This window comes from Limnohabitans sp. 2KL-17, assembly GCF_003063415.1.
Taxonomy (GTDB): domain Bacteria; phylum Pseudomonadota; class Gammaproteobacteria; order Burkholderiales; family Burkholderiaceae_C; genus Limnohabitans_A.
In genome coordinates, this window is the sequence record NZ_NESK01000009.1 from 76,112 (window position 1) to 99,685 (window position 23,574).

The following is a 23,574-nucleotide window of genomic DNA, read 5'->3' on the forward strand; positions in this document are numbered from 1 at the left end:
ATGAGAGCGCCTGGTCCCTTGCGAATCACAGCAGCATGGCAAAAATACCTGCCCCGCGCACGTTCAAAGCTCGATGAATTTTTGCCTTCGGGTTCAGGGCGCCGCTCCCTGTGGGTCGCCCTGATTGCCTTGGTGATGGCCGTGCTGGCCACGCTGGTCTGGCTGGCTGGCCGCTACGAAGCCAGCCAAGTGCAAGCCGAACTGGAACGCGACACCGCCAATGCCGTGAGCGATTTGCGAAACAGCCTGTCAAGACAAGTGCAAGCCCTGCAAGCTTTGCAAGCTTTGCAAGCTTTGCAATCAGGACATTTTTCGGCCCCAAACTGGTCAGCAGAAGCACAGGCATTGCTGCGCAACAACCGGGACTGGTTGCGCCTGGAATGGCGCGACAAAGAATGGCGCCTGCAAACATTTGTCGACTCCCCTTTGCGCACCTCCGCTTTTGAGCGCGTCCCCCGCACCGAGGTCTTGAACGAAGCCGCCCAAGCCTGTCAACGGGCCAGACGGGTCAATGGCGCCGCCTACTCAAGTACTTATTTTTTACCTCAACCCGACGGCTTGGGTTCAGAGGTGATGGAATTGTGCCTGCCCATGACGCAGGCTGGCGAATTCGTGGGTTTCACGGTCGTGACTTACAGCCTACAAGAGCTGCTCACAGAGCGGCTGGGCAGCACATTTGGTCGCCAAAACGAATTGTCTCTTGTCGAGCCTGATGGCACACGGCTGGCGATCGCGGGCGCCCAGCGCCGCGAGCGCCGGGTCTTCACTTCACAACAACTGATGGACCTGCCGGGCAACACCTTGCTCTTGCGCATGGACGGCAGGCGGGGTGAGCCCGACTTGTTTCCCAACGTCCTCACCGCCTTGGTCACAGGCATGTCGATTGCGCTGGTCACGGTGATGGTGCTGCTGACCAAAGATGCACGGCGACGCCTCAAGGCGGAGCGTGACCTTGCCGATGCACTGGCTTTTCGCAAGGCCATGGAAGACTCCCTGGTCACCGGCCTGAGAGCGCGTGATTTAGAAGGTCGCATCACGTATGTGAACCCGGCGTTTTGCCAAATGGTGGGGTGGGAAGCCGAGGCTCTGCTTGGCCAAAACGCCCCCATGCCATATTGGCCTCCTGAGATGGTGGATGAATACCAGCAACGCCAGGCCATCCGCATGGCGGGTAACGCACCGCCACGAGAGGGCTTTGAATCGGTCTTCATGCGGCAAGACGGAACACGGTTTCCGGTACTCATCATTGAAGCACCGCTGATCAGTGTGAGGGGCGAGCAAACCGGCTGGATGGGTGCGGTGATCGACATCAGCGAGCAACGCCGCATCGAAGAGCTTTCTCGCGCCAGTCAGGAGCGGCTGCAGGCCACAGCCCGCCTGACCACGGTCGGCGAGATGGCCTCCCTGCTGAGCCACGAACTGAACCAACCCCTGGCGGCGATTGCGAGCTATGCCAATGGCTCGCTCAACCTTCTGAAGGACCCGCAGGCCGAGCCGCAAACCCTGGACGATGTGCACATGGCGCTGCGGCGAATTGCCGAACAAGCCGAACGGGCCGGGCGCGTCATCAGCAGCGTGCACGACTTTGTGCGCCGACGCGACCAGACACGTGAGGCCGTGCCACCGCAGGCACTCCTGGATGCCATTGCACCACTGGTCAACCTGCAAGCAAGAAAACTCCAGGTCCGGGTGCACTTGCGTGTCGATGCGCGGCTGCCGCGGGTTTGGTGTGACCGCACCATGGTCGAGCAGGTCTTGCTGAACCTGGCGCGCAACGGCATGCAAGCCATGGACTTGCCAGCATGCAAAGACAGGGTACTGGTCTTGCAAATCAAACAAGGGGAGTTCCCTCAGGACGATGCGGGTGTTGAATTTTCGGTGACCGATTTGGGCACAGGCATCACACCGGATGTAGCAGCGCAGTTGTACAACCCCTTCTTCACGACCAAGATCGAGGGCATGGGTTTGGGTCTGAGCCTGTGTCGCACCGTCGTCGAACAACACGGCGGCCAACTGGCGTTTGAGGCCCATGCACCCAAAGGCACCGTGTTTCGATTCACGCTGCCTTCGGCACCCAGCGGTACGGCAGCGCATACCGCCTAAAATCCCGCCATGCAACCCCCTTACGACAGCATGGTCTACATCGTTGACGATGACATTGGTGTGCGCGAAGGCATGGCCTGGCTACTGCGTACACGACGCTTGCTGAGTGAGTCTTACGCAAGCGCCGAAGCCTTTCTGGAGATGCTGCAAAGAGCAAGCGCCTCTCCTTTGCCTCAACAGGCCGCTTGCATCCTGCTGGATGTGCGAATGCCCGGCATGAGCGGGTTGGCTTTGTTTGAACAGTTACAGGCCAGCGGCATCTCCCAAGCATGGCCTGTTATTTTTTTGACCGGTCACGCAGACGTGCCAACGGCTGTCGACAGTGTCAAGCGGGGGGCTTTTGACTTTTGTGAAAAGCCCTTCTCTGACAACGCACTGGTAGACCGGGTGGAACAAGCCTTGCTACTTTCATCTGAGCGCTTGACCGAACGCAAACAACAAGGCTTTTTGCAATCCCGCTTGAGCGATTTGACAGAGCGTGAACGCGATGTGATGCGCCTGGTGGTGGAGGGTTTGCCCAACAAGCTGATCGCCGATCAGCTGGACATCAGCGTGCGAACCGTCGAGGTGCATCGCTCACGGGTCTTCGACAAAATGGAAGTCAAATCAGCCGTGGAATTGGCCAACCTGATGCGGACATCGACATGAGCCAGCCAGCATACAGGCAAGGCAGGCGCGCACCCATCACACGGGCCCCTTGCCTTTGGCTGACCCTCGGGTTGGCGCTTTTACTGACGGGCTGTTCATCCACTGTGCCGCTTGATGAAACGGCCTTGCCAGTGCCCAGTGCCAAGCCACTTTCAGCGGATGTCCCAAGCCCAGACAACACCGCCTACGATCCCAAACGCAACGACTTGGCCTTGTTTGCGCTGTCCTTGCTGGACACCCGCTACACCTGGGGAGGCAGGGGCCCTGCCACCGGATTTGACTGCTCGGGGCTGGTGTCGCATGTTTACCGGGAAGCCGCCGGTTTGCCCGTCAAGGGCTCATCTGCCGATCTGGGCCAAAAATCACGCCCAGTAGACAGATCCCGCATCCAGCCTGGCGATCTGGTGTTCTTCAACACGCTGGGCGCACGCCATTCGCATGTTGGCATTTATGTGGGTGGGGGCCGATTTGTGCATGCCAGCAACCCCAAAACAGGGGTGCGCATTGACCAGATGAACAACCGCTACTACGCACAACGCTTTGAAGGGGCCGGAACACTGCTGGACTGATCCGGGCCCACAGGCCCCGATCAAGGGGCTTTGTCATCCAGGTCATCTTTTTCAGTGGGCGGCAACTCACCCTTTGGTCTTCCTGAAAACATGGTCCACCACACAATGGCAACAAAGAGAATCAGGGCCAGCAAAGCTTCCAGCAAAATAAGAGCCATGCGCAATCTTCCATTTCTTTCTGTTGCCCGGTCATCTGCCGGTTGGGTGTTGGCTGCGATTGTAGGGAGCCTGGTGGGCTGTTCGGTCGCGCCCATGCTGGAAGAACCGGCCAAACCAAGCCCATCGGCCACTCAGCCAGAGGGCCGTCAAGGGCACTTGTCGCCTCTCCCGCCATTACCGCCATTACCGCCCACCATCATGCAGGCAGCAAGCCGCTGGGTGCCCGTCCCCTGGTCAGATCTTCCCGGACTGGAAACCGATGCCCTGAATGAGGCCTGGCCTGCCTGGCTGCAAAGCTGCACACGCCCAAGCAAAGCCTGGGCCACACTGTGCCCGCAAGTTCGGCAGCTGGCGAGCGCCTCTGTGCCCAAACAGCGGCAGTGGATTGTGGAAAACCTGCAGGCTTATCGGGTCGAGTCTCACACGCAACAACGCGATGGTTTGCTGACCGCTTACTACGAGCCCGTGCTGGACGCGACACGCCTGGCAAGCCCTGGCTTCAAGGTGCCGCTTTATGCGCCCCCCACCAACCTGAACCAACGCAAGCCTTGGTACACCCGGCAAGAAATGGAAACCCAAGCGCAAGCGCGCACCGCCCTGCGGGGCAAAGAACTGGTTTATTTGGCCGATCCGGTAGATGCCATGGTGCTGCACATTCAAGGCTCAGGCCTGGTGAATGTGCGTGAGCCCAATGGCAACCAACGGATGGTACGGCTGGCATTTGCCGCAACCAACGAACAGCCCTACAAAAGCATTGGCCGCTGGCTGCTTGACCAGAACCTGATCCGCGATGCCTCATGGCCCGGCATCAAAGCCTGGATCGACCGCAACCCCTCGCGTGTCAACGAGTTGCTGTGGCAAAACCCGCGCGTGGTTTTCTTCAAGGAAGAGGCCCTGCCTGCAGGCACTGTGCCACCCGGTCCCAAAGGCGCCCAAGGTGTTCCACTGACCGCAGAACGCTCCATTGCGGTCGACCGCAACAGCATTCCGTATGGCACACCGGTTTGGCTTAACTCTTCGGGGCCGCTCAGCAAGCTGGACCGCCTGGTGCTGGCCCAAGACACAGGCACGGCCATTGTCGGCGCAGTCCGAGCAGACTATTACGCCGGCTCGGGTCAGGCGGCAGGTGAGTTCGCCGGTCGCATGAAACAAACTTTGCAGCTTTGGGTTTTGTGGCCACGATGAGTCGAACAAGCGCCAAAGGGTTCTCCTGTCGCTCGGGTTGTGCCGCCTGCTGCATCGCCCCCTCCATCTCGTCGCCCATTCCGGGCATGCCAAATGGCAAACCGGCCGGGCTTGCCTGCGTGCAGCTCGACGATCAACGGCGATGCAAGATCTTCGGCCACCCCGAGCGTCCAGCGGTATGCAGCCAGCTGAAAGCCTCGGCTGACATGTGCGGAACAGAAGACGACGGTGGTCAGTTTGCGCTGACTTTCCTGGCTCGACTCGAAACATTGACACGACCCGACTGAGCACGGACTCCACAGTCCAGTCACCAAGACGTCATTTCAGACGGCCGCTTATGGTTAAGCTGGCGCATCTTTTTCACCTTCTGGAGCACCGCCATGGCGCTTGACATGCCTTCCCTGAAAGACAGCGTTCACCCCGACGAATGGCAACTGCGCGTCGATCTCGCGGCTTGTTACCGGTTGGTGGCCTTGTATGGCTGGAGTGACCTGGTGTTCACACACATTAGCGCCAAGCTGCCCCATTCGGTGTCTGGCGATGCACACCATTTTTTGATCAATCCCTATGGCCTGATGTTTGACGAAATCACCGCGTCCAGCCTGGTCAAGGTGGACATGCAATGCAACAAACTGCATGACAGCCCCTTCCCGGTCAACCCCGCAGGCTTTGTAATCCACAGCGCCGTGCACGAAGCACGGCCCGATGCTGGCTGCGTGCTGCACACCCACACGCGTGCAGGCATCGCCGTCAGCGCGCAAGCACACGGTGTGCTGCCCATCAGCCAGCAGAGCACTTTTGTGCTGGCATCTTTGGCTTACCACGGCTACGAGGGCGTGGCGATCCGGGACGACGAAAAGCTTCGCCTGCAGGCCGATTTGGGCGAAGCCAATTACCTGATGCTGCGCAACCATGGCTTGCTTACCGTGGGCAAAACGATTGCCGACGCCTTCTTGTCGATGTACACCTTCGAGAACACCTGTCGCATTCAGGTGGATGCGCTGGCCGGACAATCCGGACCCAAAGATCTGACAGCCGTCGACCCTCAAATCCTGACAGGCCTGGCCCATGTCATGCGCGTGCAAACGGGTGGCCTGGGGGGCGCGTTTGTTTGGCCGTCCTTGCTGAGAAAGTTGCAACGCGAAAGTCCTGACTACGCGAATTGAATCGCGCTTCCTGCGTCTTTTTAAAAGTACCCACATGACCTCCTTGTTTGAACCCTGCCAAGTCGGTGCCATGGCTTTGGCCTCACGCATCGTGATGGCGCCGCTGACACGAAACCGCGCACCCGGTGCACTCGCCAACGCCCGCATGGCCACCTATTACCGACAACGCGCCAACCCAGCAACAGGCGCCGGCCTGATCGTGACCGAAGCCACCGCCATCAGCCAGCAGGGTCAAGGCTATGCCGATGTGCCGGGCATCTGGAGCGCGGCGCAAGTCGCGTCCTGGAAGCAGGTCACCGATGCGGTGCACGCCGAGGGCGGCAAGATCGTGGTGCAGCTTTGGCATGTGGGCCGGGTGTCGCACACCAGCTTGCAACCCGGTGGTGGCGCGCCCGTCTCCCCTTCGGCCATCACCGCCAAAACCAAAACTGTCTTGCTGGTGGATGGTCAGGCCCAATTTGTGGACACTTCCGCTCCTCGCGCCCTAGACATCGGCGAGTTGCCAGGGATCGTGGCGGACTATCGCCAAGCGGCCGCCAACGCCATGGCCGCAGGTTTTGACGGCGTGGAGGTGCACGCCGCCAACGGCTACCTGATTGACCAGTTCCTGCGCTCCGGCAGCAACCAGCGCACCGACGCCTATGGCGGCTCGGTGGAAAACCGCGCACGATTTTTAAACGATGTCATGACGGCCGTGGTGGCTGAAATCGGCGGAGACCGCACAAGCATCAGGTTGTCGCCCGTGACACCTGCCAACGATGCGATCGATGAAAAGCCGCAACCTTTGTTTGAGCATGTTGCCGGCGTGTTGGGCCCTTTGGGTCTGGCTTATGTGCATGTGATCGAAGGCTCGACCGGTGGGCCTCGCGATCACCAGCAAGGCCCCGTCGCATTTGACTACCCGGCTTTTCGGAAAGCCTATGCCCTGGCTGGCGGCAAGGGCGCCTGGATGCTCAACAATGGCTACGACTTGTCGCTGGCACAAGCGGCGCTTGACCAAGGCGCCGACCTGGTGGCTTTTGGTCGTCCTTTCATTGCCAACCCGGATCTGGGCCTGCGCTTGCACAAAGGCGGTCCTTTCAACACGCCTGACCGCAAGACCTTTTACGGGGGTGGCGACGCGGGCTATACAGACTACCCAGCACTGTCATAAAAAGAGAACTTGGCCCATGAAAACACGCGCTCGCCCGTTCAGGGCATTTTTTCTGATGCTGGGGCTGTGCGTCATTTCCAGCGCCCAGGCCGGCCGTCCCTTGACCGTGGACGACGCCAATGTGAACGAGGTCGGAGAAGGCCATGCAGAAGGCTGGTGGACTCGCTCACCTGACGGCTCACGCAGCTGGACTGTCGCTCCGGCCTATGCCCCTGTCAAGAATATGGAGCTGGGGGCAGGCCTCTCGCGACAACAAAGAACAGGTCTCGAAACCCTGAATGTGCAAGCCAAATTGCGCCTGACCCCATTGCTAGAAAACGGCTGTAACCTCGGCGCGGTCGTGGGTACAGCGCGCACCACTGGGGAAAATACCAAAGGGTATGTGAATGCCCTGCTCACCTGCAACCACACCACACTGGGCAGTCTGCACACCAATCTGGGCGCCCTGGATTTTGCCAGTGGCCAGCGCATCGGCACATGGGGGCTTGCCTGGGAGCGCGCTTATGGCGAAGTCACGGCCCATGTCGAGGCTTACGGCCAGCAACAAGACAAGCCGGTTTGGGCGGCCGGCATGCGCTTCAACATACTTCCCAAATTACAACTGGATGCCAGCGTGGGCAGGCAAGCGAGGCACAACATGGTGACTCTTGGAAGCAAGTGGATGTTTTGACAGCCCTTGGCCTGCTTCAGCCCAAACCAACGGGTGAAGGTGCATGCGTCACGATCAGGCTGAACAGTTTTTCATAGTCGTCAGTGGGCGGGTAGTGCCCTGACAAGGGATCGAAATTTTCAGAAAATGCTGCGTCAACGACACGCCAGTCTTCCACTGAAAAGCACCGCTCTGCTTCGGGCAAGATTGCCGTCTCTTCCAGTTTCATGTGTGTCAAGTAAGCGTTCACATAGTGCTCTAACGCTTCCTCAAATGTCTTGCGCCTCTTTTCACCGAGCAACTCCCACGCCAACAGCAAGTGCTGCATATCGCGAGCGGATTTTTCGCTGCCCATGTGGTCTCGTTCCAGCTTGTCGATAACGCCCATGACATCAGGTGCGAGTTTCGCAAGCTTGGGAAACAGCAGGTTGGATTCCTTGGGGTGGTGCAGGCGCTCCGGAAATTCATCGATGTAAAACAACATGGCACGCACCACGCCAAAGAATTTATGACGATTGTCAGAAGGCCCGCGTTTGACCATCATTTGCATGGCGTACAGCATGGCCGCCAGTGAGGCATGTTCGTTGCGAATGATTTGAAGGGCGCTGTCACTTTTCATGCAAAACTCCAGACTCAAGCCTTGGAAGTATGTTGAAAAGCGGCCCAATACGGCTTGATGAACGTCAAATGCGAGCGATTTTTTTCGCTTCAATCTGTCTTGATTTTCCATCGCTTGAGGAGCAGGGCATTGGCCATCACACTGACCGAGCTGAGCGCCATTGCGCCACCCGCAATCACCGGATTGAGATATCCCAGCGCCGCCAATGGAATGCCTGCCACGTTGTAGGCAAATGCCCAAAACAGGTTTTGACGGATTTTGGCCACCGTGTGTGCTGAAATATCAAGTGCAGCGCCCACCAAAGCCACATCACCGCGCATCAAGGTGATGCCCGCTGCGTGCATGGCCACGTCGGTGCCGTTGCCCATGGCCAAGCCCACATCGGCGGCGGCCAAAGCCGGCGCATCGTTCACGCCATCTCCGACCATGGCAACCACCCGGCCGCCCATGCGCAGTTTTTGCACCTGTGCGACTTTCTCTCCGGGCAACACATTGGCCAGCACTTCACCCTCTTCAGGTCGCAAGCCCAAACGTCGAGCCATGGCTTCGGCGGCGGCCTGATTGTCACCAGAAATCATCACCAATTTCAAACCGCGTTGGCGCAATGCGGCCAAAGCAGCGGCAGCACCCGGTTTGGGCTCATCACCAAAAGCCAGCAAGAGTACGCCCTCAACACCCGATGCCGTGCGCTCGGCCAACGCCGACAAGGTGGCCCCCTCGGCGTACAGTGCAGCCACTTCTTTCGACCATGCGTTCTGCGCCAGGCCCTCTTCTTGCAACCAGCGCATGCTGCCTAATAAAAAATTCCGCCCTTCGAGCGTGGCCTGTACACCGCGGCCGGGTACAGCGGTCATGTGCTGAGGTGTCGACAACTTCAATTGTTGCGCTGCGGCCACGTTCACAACAGCACGTGCCAAGGGATGCTCACTGCCACTTTGCACGCTCGCGGCCCAAGCCAATGCCGAGGCTGCATCTTGTCCGGGCATGCCGACATACCGGGTCAACTGCGGCTGCCCGACCGTGAGGGTGCCTGTTTTGTCAAATGCAATGGTCTGAACCCTGTGCGCCATTTCCAGGGCCTGTATATCTTTGATCAGAATACCGTTTTGAGCAGCCACGCCGGTCCCAGCCATGATGGCCACGGGCGTGGCCAAGCCCAAGGCGCAGGGACACGCGATCACCAACACCGCCACCGCATGGATCAAAGCAGACTCAAAACCAGCCCCCAACACCATCCAAACAATCAGCGTGAGCAAGGCCACCACCAGCACCACGGGCACAAAAATTTCGGCCACCTTGTCTACCAGGCGCTGGATGGGCGCTTTTGCCGCCTGGGCGTCTTCAACCAGTCGGATGATGTGCGACAAAACGGTTTCGTGGCCCACGGCAGTGACCCGCATGACAACCCGGCCATCACCATTGATGGAGCCGCCGGTCAATGCCGTGCCGTCGGTTTTGAACACCGGCAATGGCTCTCCGGTCAACATGGATTCATCGACCTGTGTTTGCCCATCGACCAAGACACCGTCGACTGGAAAACGTTCTCCAGGTCGAACAAGAATGTGGTCATCCACCAGAATTTCGTCCACAGGCACATCCACTTCACCCTCATCACTCAACCAGTGTGCTTTGTCGGGCCGAAGGGCGTGCAAAGCCCAAATGGCCTCGGTCGTTTGCCGCTTGGCCCGTGCTTCCAGCCATTTGCCCAACAACACCAAGGTAATGACAACCGCAGATCCTTCAAAGTAAAGGTGGGGTGCATGTGATTCATGTGCCGTCAGCCAAAGCCAGACTGACAGCAACCATCCTGAGGTGGTGCCCAAGGCCACCAATAAATCCATGTTGCCCGTCAATGCCCTGAGCGCGTGCCAGCCAGCCTTGTAAAAACGCGCTCCTAAAATAAATTGCACCGGGGTGGCCAACGCGAACTGTGCCCATGCAGGCAGCATCCAATGCCGCCCCCAGAAATCGCCCAGCATGGGCACGATCAGTGGTGTTGACAACAGCAAACCCCAAGCCACTGGGGCAAAACCGGCCCAGGCCGAGGTGTTGTCGATCACGAGCGCAGCATAGGCCTTTCGTGGTTCGTAGCCGGCATCGCGTATGGTCCTGCGCAATCGTCTATCCATCGTGCCATCCAGAGCGCCATCTGCTTGCAAAACGATGCGCGCTGATTCGGTCGCCAAATTGACCGTCACCATGTCAACGCCGGGCAATTTCTTCAATGCTTTTTCGACCCTCGCGACACAAGAGGCACAGGTCATCCCGCCAATCCCGATATCAAGGGTCTCCGATTCGGTCTTGGTCTGTGTCATGTTCAGGCGGGGTTTTAGGACTATGCTTTGAGCATGCCCATTTGGGTTGATATGAAAGCATGATCATGAACCATATTTTTATTGTTGAAGGCATGACCTGTGGCCATTGTGAGAAATCAGTGATCAAAGCTTTGTTGGCTTTGGACCCGCAAGCCAAGGTCTTGATTGATCGGACAAACAACAAGGTGCAAGTTGATTCTGATCAACCCAGGGAGGCCTTGGCGCATGCTATAAGCGACGATGGCTACGAGGTTGCTTCTTGAGTTTTGACACGATCATTCAACTGTACAAATCACGTCATTCCCTGCACATGGCAGCAATACAACTCATTGCGCTTTGCAGCATTCCTTCACTGACCGCTTGTTTATGAAACCACGTCGCTGTTTCTTCGCCTGATTGTTCTTTTTGCCGTTTGTGACGCCTTGATGTGCGTCAAGGCTTGGTCAACAAGCCTGGTTAAGCTTGTTGCATGCCCAAACCTCCCGATTTAACCCCTGATCACAGACGTTCTGCCCTTTTTTTGCCCGATGTTTTGCCCATCACTTATGACCAACCTATGCATTGGTTGGCATTAGGCTTCAAAGACATGGCCCGTGCGCCCTTGCTGAGCATACTTCACGGCTTGGTGTTGGCATTGTTCGGTGGCCTGATCACTTGGATTGCACACGACAGATTCTGGTTGTTGGCCGGTTGTGTATCAGGGTTTTTGGTTGTAGCGCCTGTACTGGCCACCAGTCTTTATGCCATGAGCAGAGCCATTGAGCGTGGTCAAGCAGTTAATTTTCAACTGCTCTTCAGGACCTGGACGCAGTGGCCATTGATCAAGCCCTCCAAGCATTCTGCAGGCTTGATCCGTTTTGGCTTGTTGTTGGCTTTTGCTGGCTCGGGCTGGGTGATCACCTCGTCTGCCCTGATCACTTTGTTGGCCCCTGTTCCCATTCACACCCCCATGGATTTCATCCAGCATGTGGTGTTGGATAGAGACCATTTTTTGTTTGAACTGTGGTTGGGCCTGGGTGGTCTCATGGCTGCACCGGTATTTGCATCCAGTGTGGTGTCCATGCCTCTTTTGCTTGATCGACGGGTGAGTGTTTTGCAAGCGGTACTGACCAGTTGGAAAGCTGTTTTAACGCACCCTTTGACCATGGCTTTCTGGGCCTTCCTCATCATTGGGTTTTGTTTATTGGGTATTTTTTCCCTTTTTCTGGGCTTGATTTTGATCGTGCCCATGCTGGGCCACGGCAGTTGGCACGCTTATCGCGATTTGATTGACACTTCTGCTCTGGAAGAACGTTTGTCTGACGAAGGTGCCCCATGATTTGGGGGTTTACCGAAGCTCAGTTTGCTTGGTTTGGACTGACCATCGGCATTGGCGCTTTCATGCTTTATATGCTCTTCATCATTGGACAATTGGCTTGGGAGTCAAAAGCTGGAAAATTTGGAACATTTGTCATTTTTATCGGACTGGCCATTGGCATGTTGGGTTTTGTCGCCAAAGCTGTCATCCAGTGGTGGATGGACTCATGAAGACGGCCCAAGGACAAGCTTGTGGATAAAAACAGGACAACTGGCAGGTTATCCACAGTTTTCTGTCAGCACTCAAAGTTGTTCATTTTTCGGCGACAGCTCAAAACGCACTGGTGCACACCTTCACCCATGCGCTAAGTACCTGACAGTGTTCAGAAATCAAGGCTTGTCCACACATTAAGGCTTCCTTTACCTACTATTGCTATTTAAAGATATAGATCTATAGAGAAAGAGCAAGGAACAAGTGCACTGTTAAGATTTAGCCTTTTGCACCTCAAATGACCTCATGACGATTGATTCAGAAGCCGCCATATCGAACTGTTACGACATCAAAGGCGCTGACTTGTCATTGGTGGCTTTGGTTCTCAAAACCACAGATATCCAAGCCATTTCTCGTGCTTTGCGCCAGCAAATGGCAGAGAGCCCAGGTTTTTTTGAGCAAGATCCGGTGATCGTCGATATCAGTTTTATCGATACTGAACAACATTCGTCGCTTTCGATAGACCTTGTCAATTTGTTATCTGTGCTTCGCGAACACGCTTTGATGCCTGTTGCTGTCAAAGGTGCCCAAGGAGAGCTTTTGTCCCATGCCAAGGCATTGGGCTTGGTGGACGCCAGCGATGCCCGCATTCGCCGTTCTGTGGCGGTTGCTGCGTCTGTTGAAGAAGTACCCGTGCCTGTGCTTTCACCGCCTCCACAGCCGACCCCTTTAGGGCCCATGGTGATCGACAAGCCTTTGCGCTCAGGCCAACAGGTCTACGCAAAAGGCCGTGACCTCATTGTTCTGGCCATAGTGAATGCCGGTGCCGAAGTCATTGCCGATGGACATATTCATATTTATGCTGCCCTGCGTGGCAAAGCCATTGCTGGTGCCCGTGGCAATACACAGGCACGCATCTTTGCGCTGGTCATGGAACCAGAACTGATTTCCATCGCTGGTATTTACCGCATCAGTGAAAATGCTTTGCCCAAGGATGTTTTGGGTCAAGCCGCACAGGTCTGTCTGCAATCAAGCCCTGATGGCGACAAATTACGGGTCTTGGCAATCAAGCCCTGAACCCTTGAAATTCATTGATACCTTGTCCAAGAAAGAAAATCCCATGGCAAAAATCGTCGTTGTGACTTCCGGCAAAGGGGGTGTGGGCAAAACCACAACCAGCGCCAGTTTCGCCACCGGCCTCGCGCTCAGAGGCTTCAAGACAGCCGTTATTGATTTTGACGTGGGCTTGCGCAACCTGGACCTGATCATGGGCTGCGAGCGCCGTGTTGTTTATGATTTGATCAATGTGATTCAAGGTGAAGCCAACTTGAACCAGGCACTGATCAAGGACAAGCAGTGCCCGAATTTATTTGTGTTGGCAGCGTCGCAGACGCGCGACAAAGATGCCTTGTCTCAGGAAGGCGTTGAAAAAGTGCTCAATGACCTTTCGGCCATGGGTTTTGAATACATCGTTTGTGATTCACCCGCTGGCATTGAAACAGGGGCCTTGATGGCCATGCACTTTGCAGATGAAGCCTTGGTGGTGACCAACCCTGAAGTGTCTTCCGTGCGAGATTCAGACCGCATTCTTGGCATGTTGGGCAGCAAGACCAAACGGGCCATCGAAGGAGGTGAGCCGATCAAAGAACATTTGTTGATTACGCGTTACAACCCCAATCGGGTTGAAGATGGGCAAATGCTTTCGCTCCAGGACATTCAGGACATTTTGCGCATCCAATTGTTAGGTGTGATTCCTGAAAGTGACAATGTTCTGCAGGCGTCCAACCAGGGCACGCCAGCCATCCACATGGACGAGAGCGATGTCTCTGAAGCCTACAAGGACGTGATCGATCGCTTTTTGGGAGAAGACAAACCCATGCGCTTCACCGAAGCAGACAAGCCTGGTTTCTTCAAACGTTTGTTTGGAGGCAAGTGAACCATGTCGTTTCTTTCCTTCCTGCTGGGCGAAAAGAAGAAAACCGCCAGTGTCGCCAAAGAACGCTTGCAAATTATTTTGGCGCACGAACGCAGTGGCCGCAACGCCGCTGAGCCCGATTATTTGCCTGACTTACAACGCGAACTGGTCGCCGTGATCAGCAAGTACATCAAGATCAATCCGGCCGACATCAAGGTCAACCTTGAGCGTCAGGATAACCTGGAAGTTCTCGAAGTCAAAATCGAGTTGCCTGACGCACGCTGAGCTTGCCCGCCAGGGCGACGCATCGGTTCATGAATGCCTGCTGCGTTTGAGCAGGCATTCATGCTTTCACATCACTTGGCGCTGAGCGATGCCCACATCGAGCGCGCAGCCTTGATGTTTCGTTCCTTGACGTGACCAAAACCCTTGATGTTTTCGGGCACTTTGGCCACATCCAAGGCATGTGCGTGCTTACTGGCATTCAAGTCCTGTAGGGCATCGTCGATGTGTTGCATGTATTCACCCACCAAGGCGCGTTCGGTGCGTCGTTCTTCAGATTGCCCCAGCACATCGAAAGCAGTGCCTCGCAAACCCTTGAGTTTGGCCAGCATCTTGAAGCCCGTCAGCATGAAGGGGCCAAATTTTTGTTTGACCAATTCACCTTTGTTGTTGCGTTTTGAAATCAGGGGTGGCGCCAGGTGATAGTGCACTTTGAAGTCGCCTTCAAAGCTGTCACGGATGCGGTCCAGGAAAGCTGACTGTGAGTGTAACCGGGCGACCTCGTACTCGTCCTTGTAGGCCATCAGCTTGTACAAATAACGCGCCACTGTCTCGGTGAGCAAGGTTTTACCCAAAGGGGCTTCGGCCAGCTGCACACGCTGTACGAACGCCTGGTAGCGCTCGGCATAGGCAGCATTTTGGTAATCGGTCAAACGGCTCACGCGGTCAGCGATCAGGTCAGCCACGCTTTCGCGCTTTTTGAACTGGATGGTTTGTGCGGGCTGGATTTTTTGCGACAGCACTTCCGGCTGGTGCGCCGCATGCCGACCCCACTCAAAGGCGGTCAGATTGTTCTTGACTTGCACATCGTTGAGCTCGATCGCACGCACCAAAGACTCATGGCGCAGGGGCACCCAGCCTTTTTGCCAGGCATAGCCGAGGATCATGGGATTCACGTAAATCGTGTCACCCATGAGCTGTTTAGCCAAGGCGTCGGCGTCGAAGCAGCCCACCGAGTCGGCACGCACCTGTGCCGTGATGTCGGCCACACACTGTTCGGCCGGGTTTTGCCAGTTGCCGTTTTTCACAAAGGCTGCGGTTGGTGTGCTGTTGCTGTTCAGGGCCACATGGGTGCGGCCCGCACGCATGCGCAACGTGGTTTCTTTGGATGCGCTGACAATCGGGTCACAGCCCATGATGAGATCCGCTGCGGCCATGCTGACGCGAGTAGTCCGGATCTCGTCTTGCGTGTTGGCCACCAACACGTGGCTCCAGGTGGCGCCGCCTTTTTGCGCCAGCCCCGCCGAGTCTTGCGTGACGATGCCCTTGCCTTCCATGTGTGCGGCCATGCCCAGCAACTGCCCGATGGTGATGACCCCGGTGCCGCCAACGCCTGCCACCACCATGCCCCAGGGCCGGGTGATCAAAGGCAGTTCGGGTTCAGGCAATGCGCCCAGGCTGGCAGGGCTCAAAGTGTTGACCGATGCGGTCTTTGATTTTTTCTTGAAGGTGCCACCTTCTACGGTGACAAAGCTCGGGCAAAAGCCTTTGAGACAGCTGGTGTCCTTGTTGCAAGTGCTTTGGTTGATGGTGCGTTTGCGGCCCAGCGGCGTTTCCAGCGGCTCGACAGAAAGACAATTCGATTGAACGCCGCAGTCACCACAGCCTTCGCAGACTTCTTCGTTGATCATCACGCGCACAGCTGGGTCAACCATGGTGCCCCGCTTGCGACGGCGGCGCTTTTCGGTCGCGCAGGTCTGGTCGTAAATGATGACCGTGGTGCCTTTGATCTCGCGCATTTCGCGCTGAATGCGGTCGAGCTCGTCGCGGTGGAAAACGCGCACGCCTTCAGCCAGAGCCACGCCTTCGTATTTTTCGGGCTCGTCGGTCACCACATCAATGCGTTGCGCCCCTTCCGCGCGCATGCTTTGCGCGATTTGCACCACACTGTGGCCCTCGGGGCGTTCGCCCACTGGCTGGCCACCGGTCATGGCCACGGCATCGTTGTACAAAATCTTGTAGGTGATGTTCACGCCCGACACCACGCTTTGGCGAATGGCCAAAATCCCGCTGTGGAAATAAGTCCCATCACCCAGGTTGGCAAACATGTGCTGTTCGTGGCTGAACGGTTGTTGCCCTGTCCAAGGTACACCCTCGCCCCCCATTTGGGTGAAGCCGATGGTGCTGCGGTCCATCCAGATGGTCATGAAGTGGCAGCCAATGCCGGCCATGGCGCGCGAGCCTTCGGGCACCTTGGTGGAGGTGTTGTGCGGACAGCCCGAGCAAAACCAGGGTTGGCGTTCGGACGCTGTGCCCAAGGTCAGGGTTTGCATCGCCTTTTCTTTGGCATCGAGCATGGCCAGATGCGCGTCCATCTGTGCCGCCGTATCGGCATCGACGCCGAGTTTTTTCAGGCGCTTGGCAATGGCCCGTGCAATGATGGCGGGTGACAAATCGGCATTGGCCCGCAGCAATGTGCGCTCGGTAGGGTTGGGGATGGACCATTCGCCGCCGGACAGATCGCCATCGGCTTCGTCGAACTTGCCCAAGATGTTGGGGCGCACATCGTCGCGCCAGTTGTACAGCGCTTCTTTGAGTTGGTATTCGATAATCTGCCGCTTTTCTTCGATGACCAAAATTTCACGCAAACCGGTGGCGAATTCGCGTGTCGACTGCGCTTCGAGCGGCCAGACCACGGCCACTTTGTGCAAACGGATGCCCAATTGACGGCAGCGTGCATCATCCAGCCCCAAATCGATCAAGGCCTGGCGCGTGTCGTTGTAGGCTTTGCCGCTGGCGATCAGGCCAAAGCGGTCGTTCGGGCCTTCAATCACGTTGTGGTTGAGTTTGTTGGCGCGGATGTAGGCCAGAGCTGCGTACCATTTGTAATCGAACAAACGGGCTTCTTGCTCCAGCGCGGTATCGGGCCAGCGGATGTGCAAGCCGCCAGGGGGCATGACGAATTCGGGCAAAACGATTTGCACGCGCTCGGGGTCGATGTGCGCCGTGGCACTGGATTCGACGATTTCCTGGATCGTTTTCATGCCCGACCAGATGCCGGCAAAACGGCTCATGGCCAAGGCGTGCAGGCCCTGGTCGAGAATGTCTTGCACACTGGCCGGGAAAAAGACGGGCAACCCGCAAGCCTTGAAAATGTGGTCGCTCTGGTGTGCCGCTGTCGAGCTTTTGGCCACGTGGTCATCGCCTGCGATCGCCAGCACGCCGCCCCAGGGCGTGGTGCCCGCCATGTTGGCGTGCTTGAACACGTCCGAGCAACGGTCAACCCCGGGCCCCTTGCCATACCAGATGCCGAACACCCCGTCGTACTTGTTGGTGCCGGGTGGTGCAAACCCGAGTTGCTGCGTGCCCCACAAAGCCGTGGCAGCCAACTCCTCGTTGACGCCGGGCTGAAAGACGATGTGCTGTGCCTTCAGGTGGTCTTTGGCTTTCCACAGTGACTGGTCGTAACTGCCCAGCGGAGAACCCCGGTAGCCACTGATGAAGCCCGCGGTGTTTTTGCCTTGCAGGGCATCGCGTTGGCGCTGCAGCATGGGCAGCTTCACCAAGGCCTGCACGCCACTCATGAAGGCGCGACCGACATCCAGGCTGTATTTGTCGTCCAGTGTCACGGTTTCTAAGGCCTGGCGAATCGATTCGGGCAAGGGGGCGTTCATGGTCTGTCCTGCTGCTGAAATGGAATGGACAGTGTAGGACGCCCAGGCCGACAGGTGCTTGCTTTCGGTGACAGGATTTGCCCTATGATTTGAAAGAATCTTGCTCAAAGGGGCCCGTTTTGGAAACACTTGATAAATTTGACTGGGCAATACTGAATGAACTGCAAAAAGACGGCCGATTGACCAATGCCGAGTTGGCGCAGCGTGTGGGCTTGTCGGCGGCTCCTTGTTGGCGCCGCGTGCGGGCGCTGGAAGAGTCGGGTGTCATCAAAGGCTACCGCGCTGAAATCGATCGCCAGAAAGTGGGCCTGGATGTGTTTGCTTTTGTCCGGCTGGATGCCGAACGCAACCGGGGTGATGTGACGCGCCAACTCGAAGAGGCCATCCTCAAAATCCCCGAGGTGGTTTCATGCCATTACATCAGTGGCACCGGCACGTTTGAGTTGCAGGTGGTCAGCAAAGACTTGAACACCTTCAGCCAATTTGCGCGTGACGTCTTGATCAACCTGCCGAATGTGAAAGACCTGCACACCAGTTTTTCTTTGGGTGAGGTCAAGGCCGCAGGGGCTTTGCCGCTGCGGCCTTGACGTTGCGTTTTCTGGTGCCTTTTCGGGTGCCTTACACGCTGATCAGGGGTAGAGACCCCGCAACTCACGCGCTTGCAAAATGCGCGAGCACGCCACGATGAACGTGGCTGTGCGCAAGCTCACCTGGTGCTCGGCGGCCACTTGCCAGATGCCGGCAAATGCCTCGCGCAGAATCCGCACCAAGCGGGTGTTGATGTCGTCTTCGGTCCAGAAGAAGCTGGAGAAATCCTGCACCCATTCAAAGTAGCTGACCGTGACACCGCCTGCGTTGGCAATCACATCGGGTACGACCAGGATGCCCTTCTCGTGCAGGATGTCATCGGCTTCGGGTGTGGTAGGGCCGTTGGCACCTTCGATCACCATGCGCGCCCTGATCTCGTCGGCGTTGGCGGTGGTGATCTGTTGCTCCAGGGCCGCTGGGATGAGGATGTCGCAATCCACCGCCCAAAATGCGGCATCGGGCAAGGTTTCAACTTGGCCATCGGCCTGTTCAAACCCCTTCACGCTGCCATGTTCACTGACATGTAGCAGCAGGGCTGGCACATCGAGGCCAGAGGCTTTGTAAATCGTGTCTCCGTGGTCTTGCACGGCGACCACCGTTGCGCCGGCTTGCGCAAACAGTTTGGCCGCAATGCCGCCCACGTTTCCAAAGCCTTGTACGGCCACTTTGGCCTTGCCAATGTCCAGACCAATGTGCTGCGCGGCTTCTTGGCCAACGGTGAAGACGCCTCGCCCGGTGGCTTCGCGCCGGCCCAATGAGCCGCCCAAAGCCAGGGGTTTGCCGGTGACCACGCCCGAGGCGGTGGCGCCTTCGTTCATGGAGTACGTGTCCATCATCCAGGCCATGATTTGCTCGTTGGTGTTCACGTCAGGCGCTGGAATATCTTTATTGGGCCCGATGATGATGCCGATTTCGCTGGTGTAGCGGCGTGTCAGCCGCTCCAGCTCGCCGCGCGACAAGGTCTTGGGGTCGACCCGGATGCCGCCCTTGGCGCCGCCAAAGGGCAGGTTGACTGCGGCATTTTTGACCGACATCCAAGCCGACAGGGCCATGACCTCTGACAGCGTGACGTCCTGGTGAAAGCGAACGCCGCCTTTGCCGGGGCCGCGGCTGGTGTTGTGTTGTACGCGGTAGCCCTCAAAGTGCCCCATGGTGCCGTTGTCCAACTCGATGGGCACGTCTACGATCAAGGCGCGCTTGGGTCGTTTGAGGGTCTCGACCCAGCGTGACAGTCCGCCCAGATAGGGGGTGACTCGGTCGACCTGTTGCAGGTAAATGCCCCAGGGCCCGAGGTGATCGGCGTTCAAATAAGAGGGCAGTGCGTTGCTGCTTTTGGCGGGTGCACTGGCGGTTGCATTGGACATTGTGTGTCTCCTTTCTTGTAACTGACGAATTGTCAGCGGTGTCGATGGTAATACCTCCGTATTGCTTCGTCCAAGGCCGCTTGGCTTGAAATCCATGCGTTTTACGCATAACCACATCGTGCTGGAGCTGGTGATGCATCGCCTATAGCGAGGACTAATTTAGTGCGGGGAGCAGGCAGCACACCCTGCCTGTAAAATAAGCAGCTTCAGCCGACCCCGTGGCAGGGCGGCGCTGTGGTGCACGTTGCGCCCATTTTTGGCCTTCATTCGAGGCGGACTCTTCATGCTTTACCCTCAAGAATTCGATGTGATCGTGGTTGGCGGCGGCCATGCCGGAACAGAAGCTGCGCTGGCGGCTGCGCGCATGGGTTGCAAAACCTTGCTGCTCTCGCACAACATCGAGACCCTGGGCCAGATGAGCTGCAACCCTTCCATTGGCGGCATTGGCAAAGGCCACTTGGTCAAAGAAGTCGACGCCCTGGGCGGTGCCATGGCTTTGGCCACCGACGAAGGCGGCATCCAGTTCCGCATCTTGAACAGTTCCAAAGGCCCGGCCGTGCGTGCCACGCGGGCGCAGGCAGACCGGATTTTGTACAAAGCGGCGATTCGCCGCATGCTCGAAAACCAGCCGAACTTGTGGCTGTTCCAACAAGCCGTGGACGATTTGATGGTTGAAGGTGACCGGGTGGTGGGCGCCGTGACACAGGTGGGCATTCGTTTCAAGGCGCGCACCGTGGTGTTGACGGCGGGTACTTTTCTCGATGGCAAGATCCATGTGGGCTTGCAAAACTATGCTGCCGGCAGGGCAGGCGACCCGCCAGCCGTGAGCTTGTCGGCACGTCTGAAAGAACTCAAACTGCCACAAGGGCGCCTGAAAACAGGCACGCCGCCGCGACTGGATGGCCGCACCATTGACTTCAGCCAATGCGCCGAACAACCCGGCGATGGCGTTCCCGGCGGCATGAACCCGGACGCCGGTGTGCCGGTGTTCAGCTTCATGGGCCGTGCTGCGATGCACCCGCAGCAAGTGCCGTGCTGGATCACCCACACCAACGAACGCACCCACGAAATCATCCGCTCCGGCTTTGACCGCAGCCCGATGTTCACCGGCAAGATTGAAGGCGTGGGGCCACGCTATTGCCCGAGCGTGGAGGACAAGGTCAACCGTTTTGCCGACAAGGACAGCCACCAGATTTTTTTGGAGCCCGAAGGCCTGACCACGAACGAGTATTACCCCAACGGCATCTCGACCAGCTTGCCATTCGACATCCAGTACGACTTGGTCCGCTCGATGAAAGGCTTGGAAAACTGCCATATTCTGCGGCCCGGCTACGCCATCGAATACGACTTCTTTGACCCGCGCTCCTTGAAGAACAGCTTTGAAACACGCCAGATCAACGGTCTGTTTTTTGCCGGGCAGATCAACGGTACCACCGGTTACGAAGAGGCCGCGGCCCAAGGCTTGTTCGCTGGCATCAATGCTGCGTTGCAATGCCGGGGCGAAGCCTCTTGGACGCCCGCACGCGACCAAGCTTATCTGGGTGTGCTGGTTGATGACCTGGTAACCCAGGGCGTGACCGAGCCTTACCGCATGTTCACCAGCCGGGCCGAGTTTCGGCTGCAACTGCGTGAAGACAACGCCGATGCCCGTTTGACCGAAGTGGGGCGCCAGATGGGCCTGGTGGACGATGCGCGCTGGGATGCTTTCAGCCGCAAGCGCGATGCTGTTTCACGTGAAACAGAGCGGCTGAAGTCCACCTGGGTGAATCCGAAAAACTTGTCCGCAGCAGAATCCGAGCGGGTGCTGGGCAAGGCCATTGAGCACGAGCACAAGCTCTTTGATTTGCTGCGACGACCCAATGTGTCTTATGGCGACTTGATGTCTCTGGATGGTGGGCGTATGGCCAGCGCCAATGTTTCACGTGAAACGCTGGGCGAGCTGAGCGCATCGGTCATTGAGCAGGTGGAGATTGCCGCCAAGTATTCTGGCTACATTGATCGCCAAAAAGGTGAGGTTGAGCGTGCTGCTTTTTATGAGCACCTGCGCTTACCCGAACAGCTGGATTACATGCAAGTCTCGGCTTTATCGATTGAAGCGCGCCAAAAGTTGTCCAAACACCGCCCCGAAACGCTGGGTCAGGCATCGCGGATTTCGGGCATCACGCCGGCCAGCGTTTCCTTGCTCTTGATCCACCTGAAAAAGGGTGGCTTCAAAGGGTTTATGGGGGCCGTTGCCCAGGAAAGCCAGTCTGCATGAGTGTGAATCTTGCTGACGGCTTGGATGCGGGCATTCGTGCTTTGGGTCTGGGCTTGGGACCGGATCAACAAAAGCGCCTGCTTGACTACGTGGCCTTGATTCAAAAATGGAACAAGGTCTACAACCTGACAGCTTTGCGCGACCCGGCAGACATGCTGACGCACCACTTGCTGGACAGCTTGACGGCGGTGGCGCCATTAACCCGTCACACCCAAGGACGTGCTGTTAGGCTGCTGGATGTCGGGTCGGGTGGGGGCTTGCCGGGTGTGGTGTTGGCCATCTGTATGCCCGAGTTGGATGTGACCTGCGTGGACACCGTGGCCAAAAAAGCCGCGTTCGTGCAGCAGGTTGCGGTCAGCCTCAAGTTGCCCAACTTGCGAGGGCTTCACGCCCGGGTCGAGTCCTTGACCGATCCTTATGCGGTGATTTGTTCGCGGGCCTTTGCCTCGCTGCCGGATTTTGTGACCTGGTCACGGTCGGCCTTGGCAGATGACGGGGTCTGGATGGCCATGAAGGGCAAGTACCCTCAAGATGAAATCGACGCCTTGCCTGCCGATGTGAACGTGTTTCACGTGGAACCATTGACGGTGCCGGGGCTGGATGTGGAGCGTTGCATGGTCTGGATGAAGCCCACTGACAGCGCCGCCCAGTCTTGAGTCACCTGCAGGGTTGGTGCGAACGCAGGGTGCTTTTCAAGCCCGACACCCAACAGTCTGCAGCCTGAAGGGTGTGTTTGTATTGCTCGGTGACGGGTGAAATGCCAGCATCGCGAAGCTGTTTCACGTGAAACATGGGGCGTCGCGAGCGCTCAAGGCAAAGCCCTTCACGTACACTCGCCCCATTCCCCAGAAAGGGCACACATGTTTGGAATCTCGGATTACGGCGCATTCGCTGCGGCCTTTGTCCTGTTGTTGTTTTTGCCAGGGCCCGGCAACTTGGCCTTGATCAGTTCTGCCAGCAAAGGGGGGCTGGCTGGCGGCTTGGCTTCGGTGCTGGGCTTGCTTTTAGGGGACCAGATTTTGTTGTGGCTCACGGTGGCCGGTGTGGCTGCCTTGCTCAAAACCTATCCGCCATTGTTCATGGGTTTGCAGTGGCTGGGCGCCGCCTACTTGGCCTGGCTGGGTTACAAGATGGTCATGGCCAAGCCGGGCGAGGGCCCCAGCATCGAGATCACGCCCGGACACTATTTTCGCGAAACCATGTTCATCACCTTGCTGAACCCCAAGGCGATCATGTTTTACTTTGCGTTCTTTCCGCAATTCATTGACCCGGTGAACCACCAGGGCTGGATCACTTTTGCGGTGATGGCCTTGACGATTGCTGTGCTGGGCTTCACCTACTGTTTTGGCGTGGTCTTGATCACCCACACCATGGCCGAGCGCATCCGCGCCAACCCCCGGTTTTCAGGCTTTCTGCAAAAACTGGCGGGTCTGTGCCTGATCGGTTTCGGCCTCAAGATGGCCTTGTCCAAATAACCCTCC

General features: G+C 57.4%; 23 protein-coding genes. 18 read left to right on the top strand and 5 right to left on the bottom strand.

Translation table 11 applies throughout. The features are described from left to right. Genes B9Z45_RS05965 through B9Z45_RS05975 form a run of 3 tightly spaced genes read left to right on the top strand, consistent with a single transcriptional unit; the run spans position 1 to position 3,320 of the window. Positions 1-2,103: a sensor histidine kinase gene (locus B9Z45_RS05965; RefSeq protein ID WP_108406311.1), complete on the top strand. Its 2,103-nt coding sequence runs from the start codon at positions 1-3 to the stop codon at positions 2,101-2,103. A gap of 9 nt (positions 2,104-2,112) precedes the next feature. Continuing rightward, positions 2,113-2,751, top strand: coding sequence for a response regulator transcription factor (locus tag B9Z45_RS05970; RefSeq protein ID WP_108406312.1), 639 nt, complete (start codon positions 2,113-2,115; stop codon positions 2,749-2,751). Then, on the top strand, positions 2,748-3,320 hold the full coding sequence (locus tag B9Z45_RS05975) for a C40 family peptidase (RefSeq protein WP_108406313.1): 573 nt from the start codon (positions 2,748-2,750) through the stop codon (positions 3,318-3,320). Before B9Z45_RS05970 ends, B9Z45_RS05975 begins: the two co-directional genes overlap by 4 nt. Before the next feature lie 20 nt (positions 3,321-3,340). Here the strand turns inward: B9Z45_RS05975 and B9Z45_RS17595 are convergent, their stop codons facing one another. After that, positions 3,341-3,574 carry a hypothetical protein gene (locus B9Z45_RS17595; RefSeq protein ID WP_370445814.1) on the bottom strand — a complete coding sequence of 78 codons (234 nt, stop codon included), beginning with the start codon at positions 3,572-3,574 and terminating at the stop codon, positions 3,341-3,343. Between B9Z45_RS17595 and B9Z45_RS05980 the strand changes: the two genes are divergently transcribed. The 5 genes from B9Z45_RS05980 to B9Z45_RS06000 all read left to right on the top strand — a co-directional run bounded on the left by B9Z45_RS05980 (position 3,528) and on the right by B9Z45_RS06000 (position 7,653). Beyond that, a complete protein-coding gene (locus tag B9Z45_RS05980) occupies positions 3,528-4,664 on the top strand; it encodes a murein transglycosylase A (protein WP_370445813.1) in 1,137 nt (378 codons plus the stop codon). The two genes, B9Z45_RS17595 and B9Z45_RS05980, sit on opposite strands and share 47 nt — an antisense overlap. Beyond that, positions 4,661-4,951 carry a YkgJ family cysteine cluster protein gene (locus B9Z45_RS05985; protein WP_108406314.1) on the top strand — a complete coding sequence of 97 codons (291 nt, stop codon included), beginning with the start codon at positions 4,661-4,663 and terminating at the stop codon, positions 4,949-4,951. The genes B9Z45_RS05980 and B9Z45_RS05985 overlap by 4 nt, the downstream gene beginning before the upstream one ends. Positions 4,952-5,044: 93 nt before the next feature. Beyond that, complete coding sequence (locus B9Z45_RS05990; protein WP_108406315.1) at positions 5,045-5,830, top strand: class II aldolase/adducin family protein; 786 nt, start codon at positions 5,045-5,047, stop codon at positions 5,828-5,830. 34 nt (positions 5,831-5,864) lie between these two features. After that, positions 5,865-6,983 carry an alkene reductase gene (locus tag B9Z45_RS05995; protein ID WP_108406316.1) on the top strand — a complete coding sequence of 373 codons (1,119 nt, stop codon included), beginning with the start codon at positions 5,865-5,867 and terminating at the stop codon, positions 6,981-6,983. A gap of 16 nt (positions 6,984-6,999) precedes the next feature. Next, entirely contained in the window at positions 7,000-7,653 is a 654-nt protein-coding gene (locus B9Z45_RS06000) for a hypothetical protein (RefSeq protein WP_108406317.1), read from the top strand. A 16-nt stretch (positions 7,654-7,669) separates the two neighbouring features. Here the strand turns inward: B9Z45_RS06000 and B9Z45_RS06005 are convergent, their stop codons facing one another. Next, on the bottom strand, positions 7,670-8,251 hold the full coding sequence (locus B9Z45_RS06005) for a hemerythrin domain-containing protein (RefSeq protein WP_108406318.1): 582 nt from the start codon (positions 8,249-8,251) through the stop codon (positions 7,670-7,672). A gap of 89 nt (positions 8,252-8,340) precedes the next feature. Continuing rightward, positions 8,341-10,566, bottom strand: a complete 2,226-nt coding sequence (locus tag B9Z45_RS06010; protein WP_108406319.1) for a cation-translocating P-type ATPase — start codon at positions 10,564-10,566, stop codon at positions 8,341-8,343. Positions 10,567-10,631: 65 nt separating this feature from the next. Between B9Z45_RS06010 and B9Z45_RS06015 the strand changes: the two genes are divergently transcribed. The 6 genes from B9Z45_RS06015 (at position 10,632) to minE (ending at position 14,273) form a co-directional block, all read left to right on the top strand. Further along, positions 10,632-10,829, top strand: coding sequence for a heavy-metal-associated domain-containing protein (locus tag B9Z45_RS06015; protein ID WP_108406359.1), 198 nt, complete (start codon positions 10,632-10,634; stop codon positions 10,827-10,829). A gap of 293 nt (positions 10,830-11,122) precedes the next feature. After that, entirely contained in the window at positions 11,123-11,884 is a 762-nt protein-coding gene (locus tag B9Z45_RS06020; RefSeq protein WP_233252094.1) for a DUF2189 domain-containing protein, read from the top strand. Next, positions 11,881-12,093 (top strand): DUF2788 domain-containing protein, encoded by a 213-nt coding sequence (locus B9Z45_RS06025; RefSeq protein WP_108406321.1) that lies wholly within the window; start codon positions 11,881-11,883, stop codon positions 12,091-12,093. Before B9Z45_RS06020 ends, B9Z45_RS06025 begins: the two co-directional genes overlap by 4 nt. A 286-nt stretch (positions 12,094-12,379) precedes the next feature. Beyond that, on the top strand, positions 12,380-13,150 hold the full coding sequence (minC, locus tag B9Z45_RS06030; protein WP_108406322.1) for a septum site-determining protein MinC: 771 nt from the start codon (positions 12,380-12,382) through the stop codon (positions 13,148-13,150). 43 nt (positions 13,151-13,193) lie between these two features. Continuing rightward, entirely contained in the window at positions 13,194-14,009 is an 816-nt protein-coding gene (gene minD / locus B9Z45_RS06035; protein ID WP_108406323.1) for a septum site-determining protein MinD, read from the top strand. A gap of 3 nt (positions 14,010-14,012) precedes the next feature. Further along, a complete protein-coding gene (minE, locus tag B9Z45_RS06040) occupies positions 14,013-14,273 on the top strand; it encodes a cell division topological specificity factor MinE (RefSeq protein WP_108406324.1) in 261 nt (86 codons plus the stop codon). Between the two features lie 71 nt (positions 14,274-14,344). Here the strand turns inward: minE and B9Z45_RS06045 are convergent, their stop codons facing one another. After that, positions 14,345-17,884 (bottom strand): indolepyruvate ferredoxin oxidoreductase family protein, encoded by a 3,540-nt coding sequence (locus tag B9Z45_RS06045; protein ID WP_108406325.1) that lies wholly within the window; start codon positions 17,882-17,884, stop codon positions 14,345-14,347. A gap of 119 nt (positions 17,885-18,003) precedes the next feature. Here B9Z45_RS06045 and B9Z45_RS06050 point away from each other — a divergent pair, with 119 nt between their 5' ends. Beyond that, positions 18,004-18,471 (top strand): Lrp/AsnC family transcriptional regulator, encoded by a 468-nt coding sequence (locus tag B9Z45_RS06050; RefSeq protein WP_108406326.1) that lies wholly within the window; start codon positions 18,004-18,006, stop codon positions 18,469-18,471. A gap of 42 nt (positions 18,472-18,513) precedes the next feature. On the opposite strand, the gene B9Z45_RS06055 is transcribed toward B9Z45_RS06050, so the two are convergent. Beyond that, positions 18,514-19,836, bottom strand: coding sequence for a Glu/Leu/Phe/Val dehydrogenase (locus B9Z45_RS06055; protein ID WP_108406327.1), 1,323 nt, complete (start codon positions 19,834-19,836; stop codon positions 18,514-18,516). Positions 19,837-20,119: 283 nt separating this feature from the next. Here B9Z45_RS06055 and mnmG point away from each other — a divergent pair, with 283 nt between their 5' ends. The 3 genes from mnmG (at position 20,120) to B9Z45_RS06070 (ending at position 23,568) form a co-directional block, all read left to right on the top strand. Then, positions 20,120-22,093 (top strand): tRNA uridine-5-carboxymethylaminomethyl(34) synthesis enzyme MnmG, encoded by a 1,974-nt coding sequence (mnmG, locus tag B9Z45_RS06060; RefSeq protein ID WP_108406328.1) that lies wholly within the window; start codon positions 20,120-20,122, stop codon positions 22,091-22,093. Beyond that, positions 22,090-22,749 carry a 16S rRNA (guanine(527)-N(7))-methyltransferase RsmG gene (gene rsmG / locus B9Z45_RS06065; RefSeq protein WP_108406329.1) on the top strand — a complete coding sequence of 220 codons (660 nt, stop codon included), beginning with the start codon at positions 22,090-22,092 and terminating at the stop codon, positions 22,747-22,749. Before mnmG ends, rsmG begins: the two co-directional genes overlap by 4 nt. 204 nt (positions 22,750-22,953) lie before the next feature. Next, a complete protein-coding gene (locus B9Z45_RS06070; RefSeq protein WP_108406330.1) occupies positions 22,954-23,568 on the top strand; it encodes a LysE family transporter in 615 nt (204 codons plus the stop codon). The last annotated feature ends 6 nt before the right edge of the window (positions 23,569-23,574 follow it).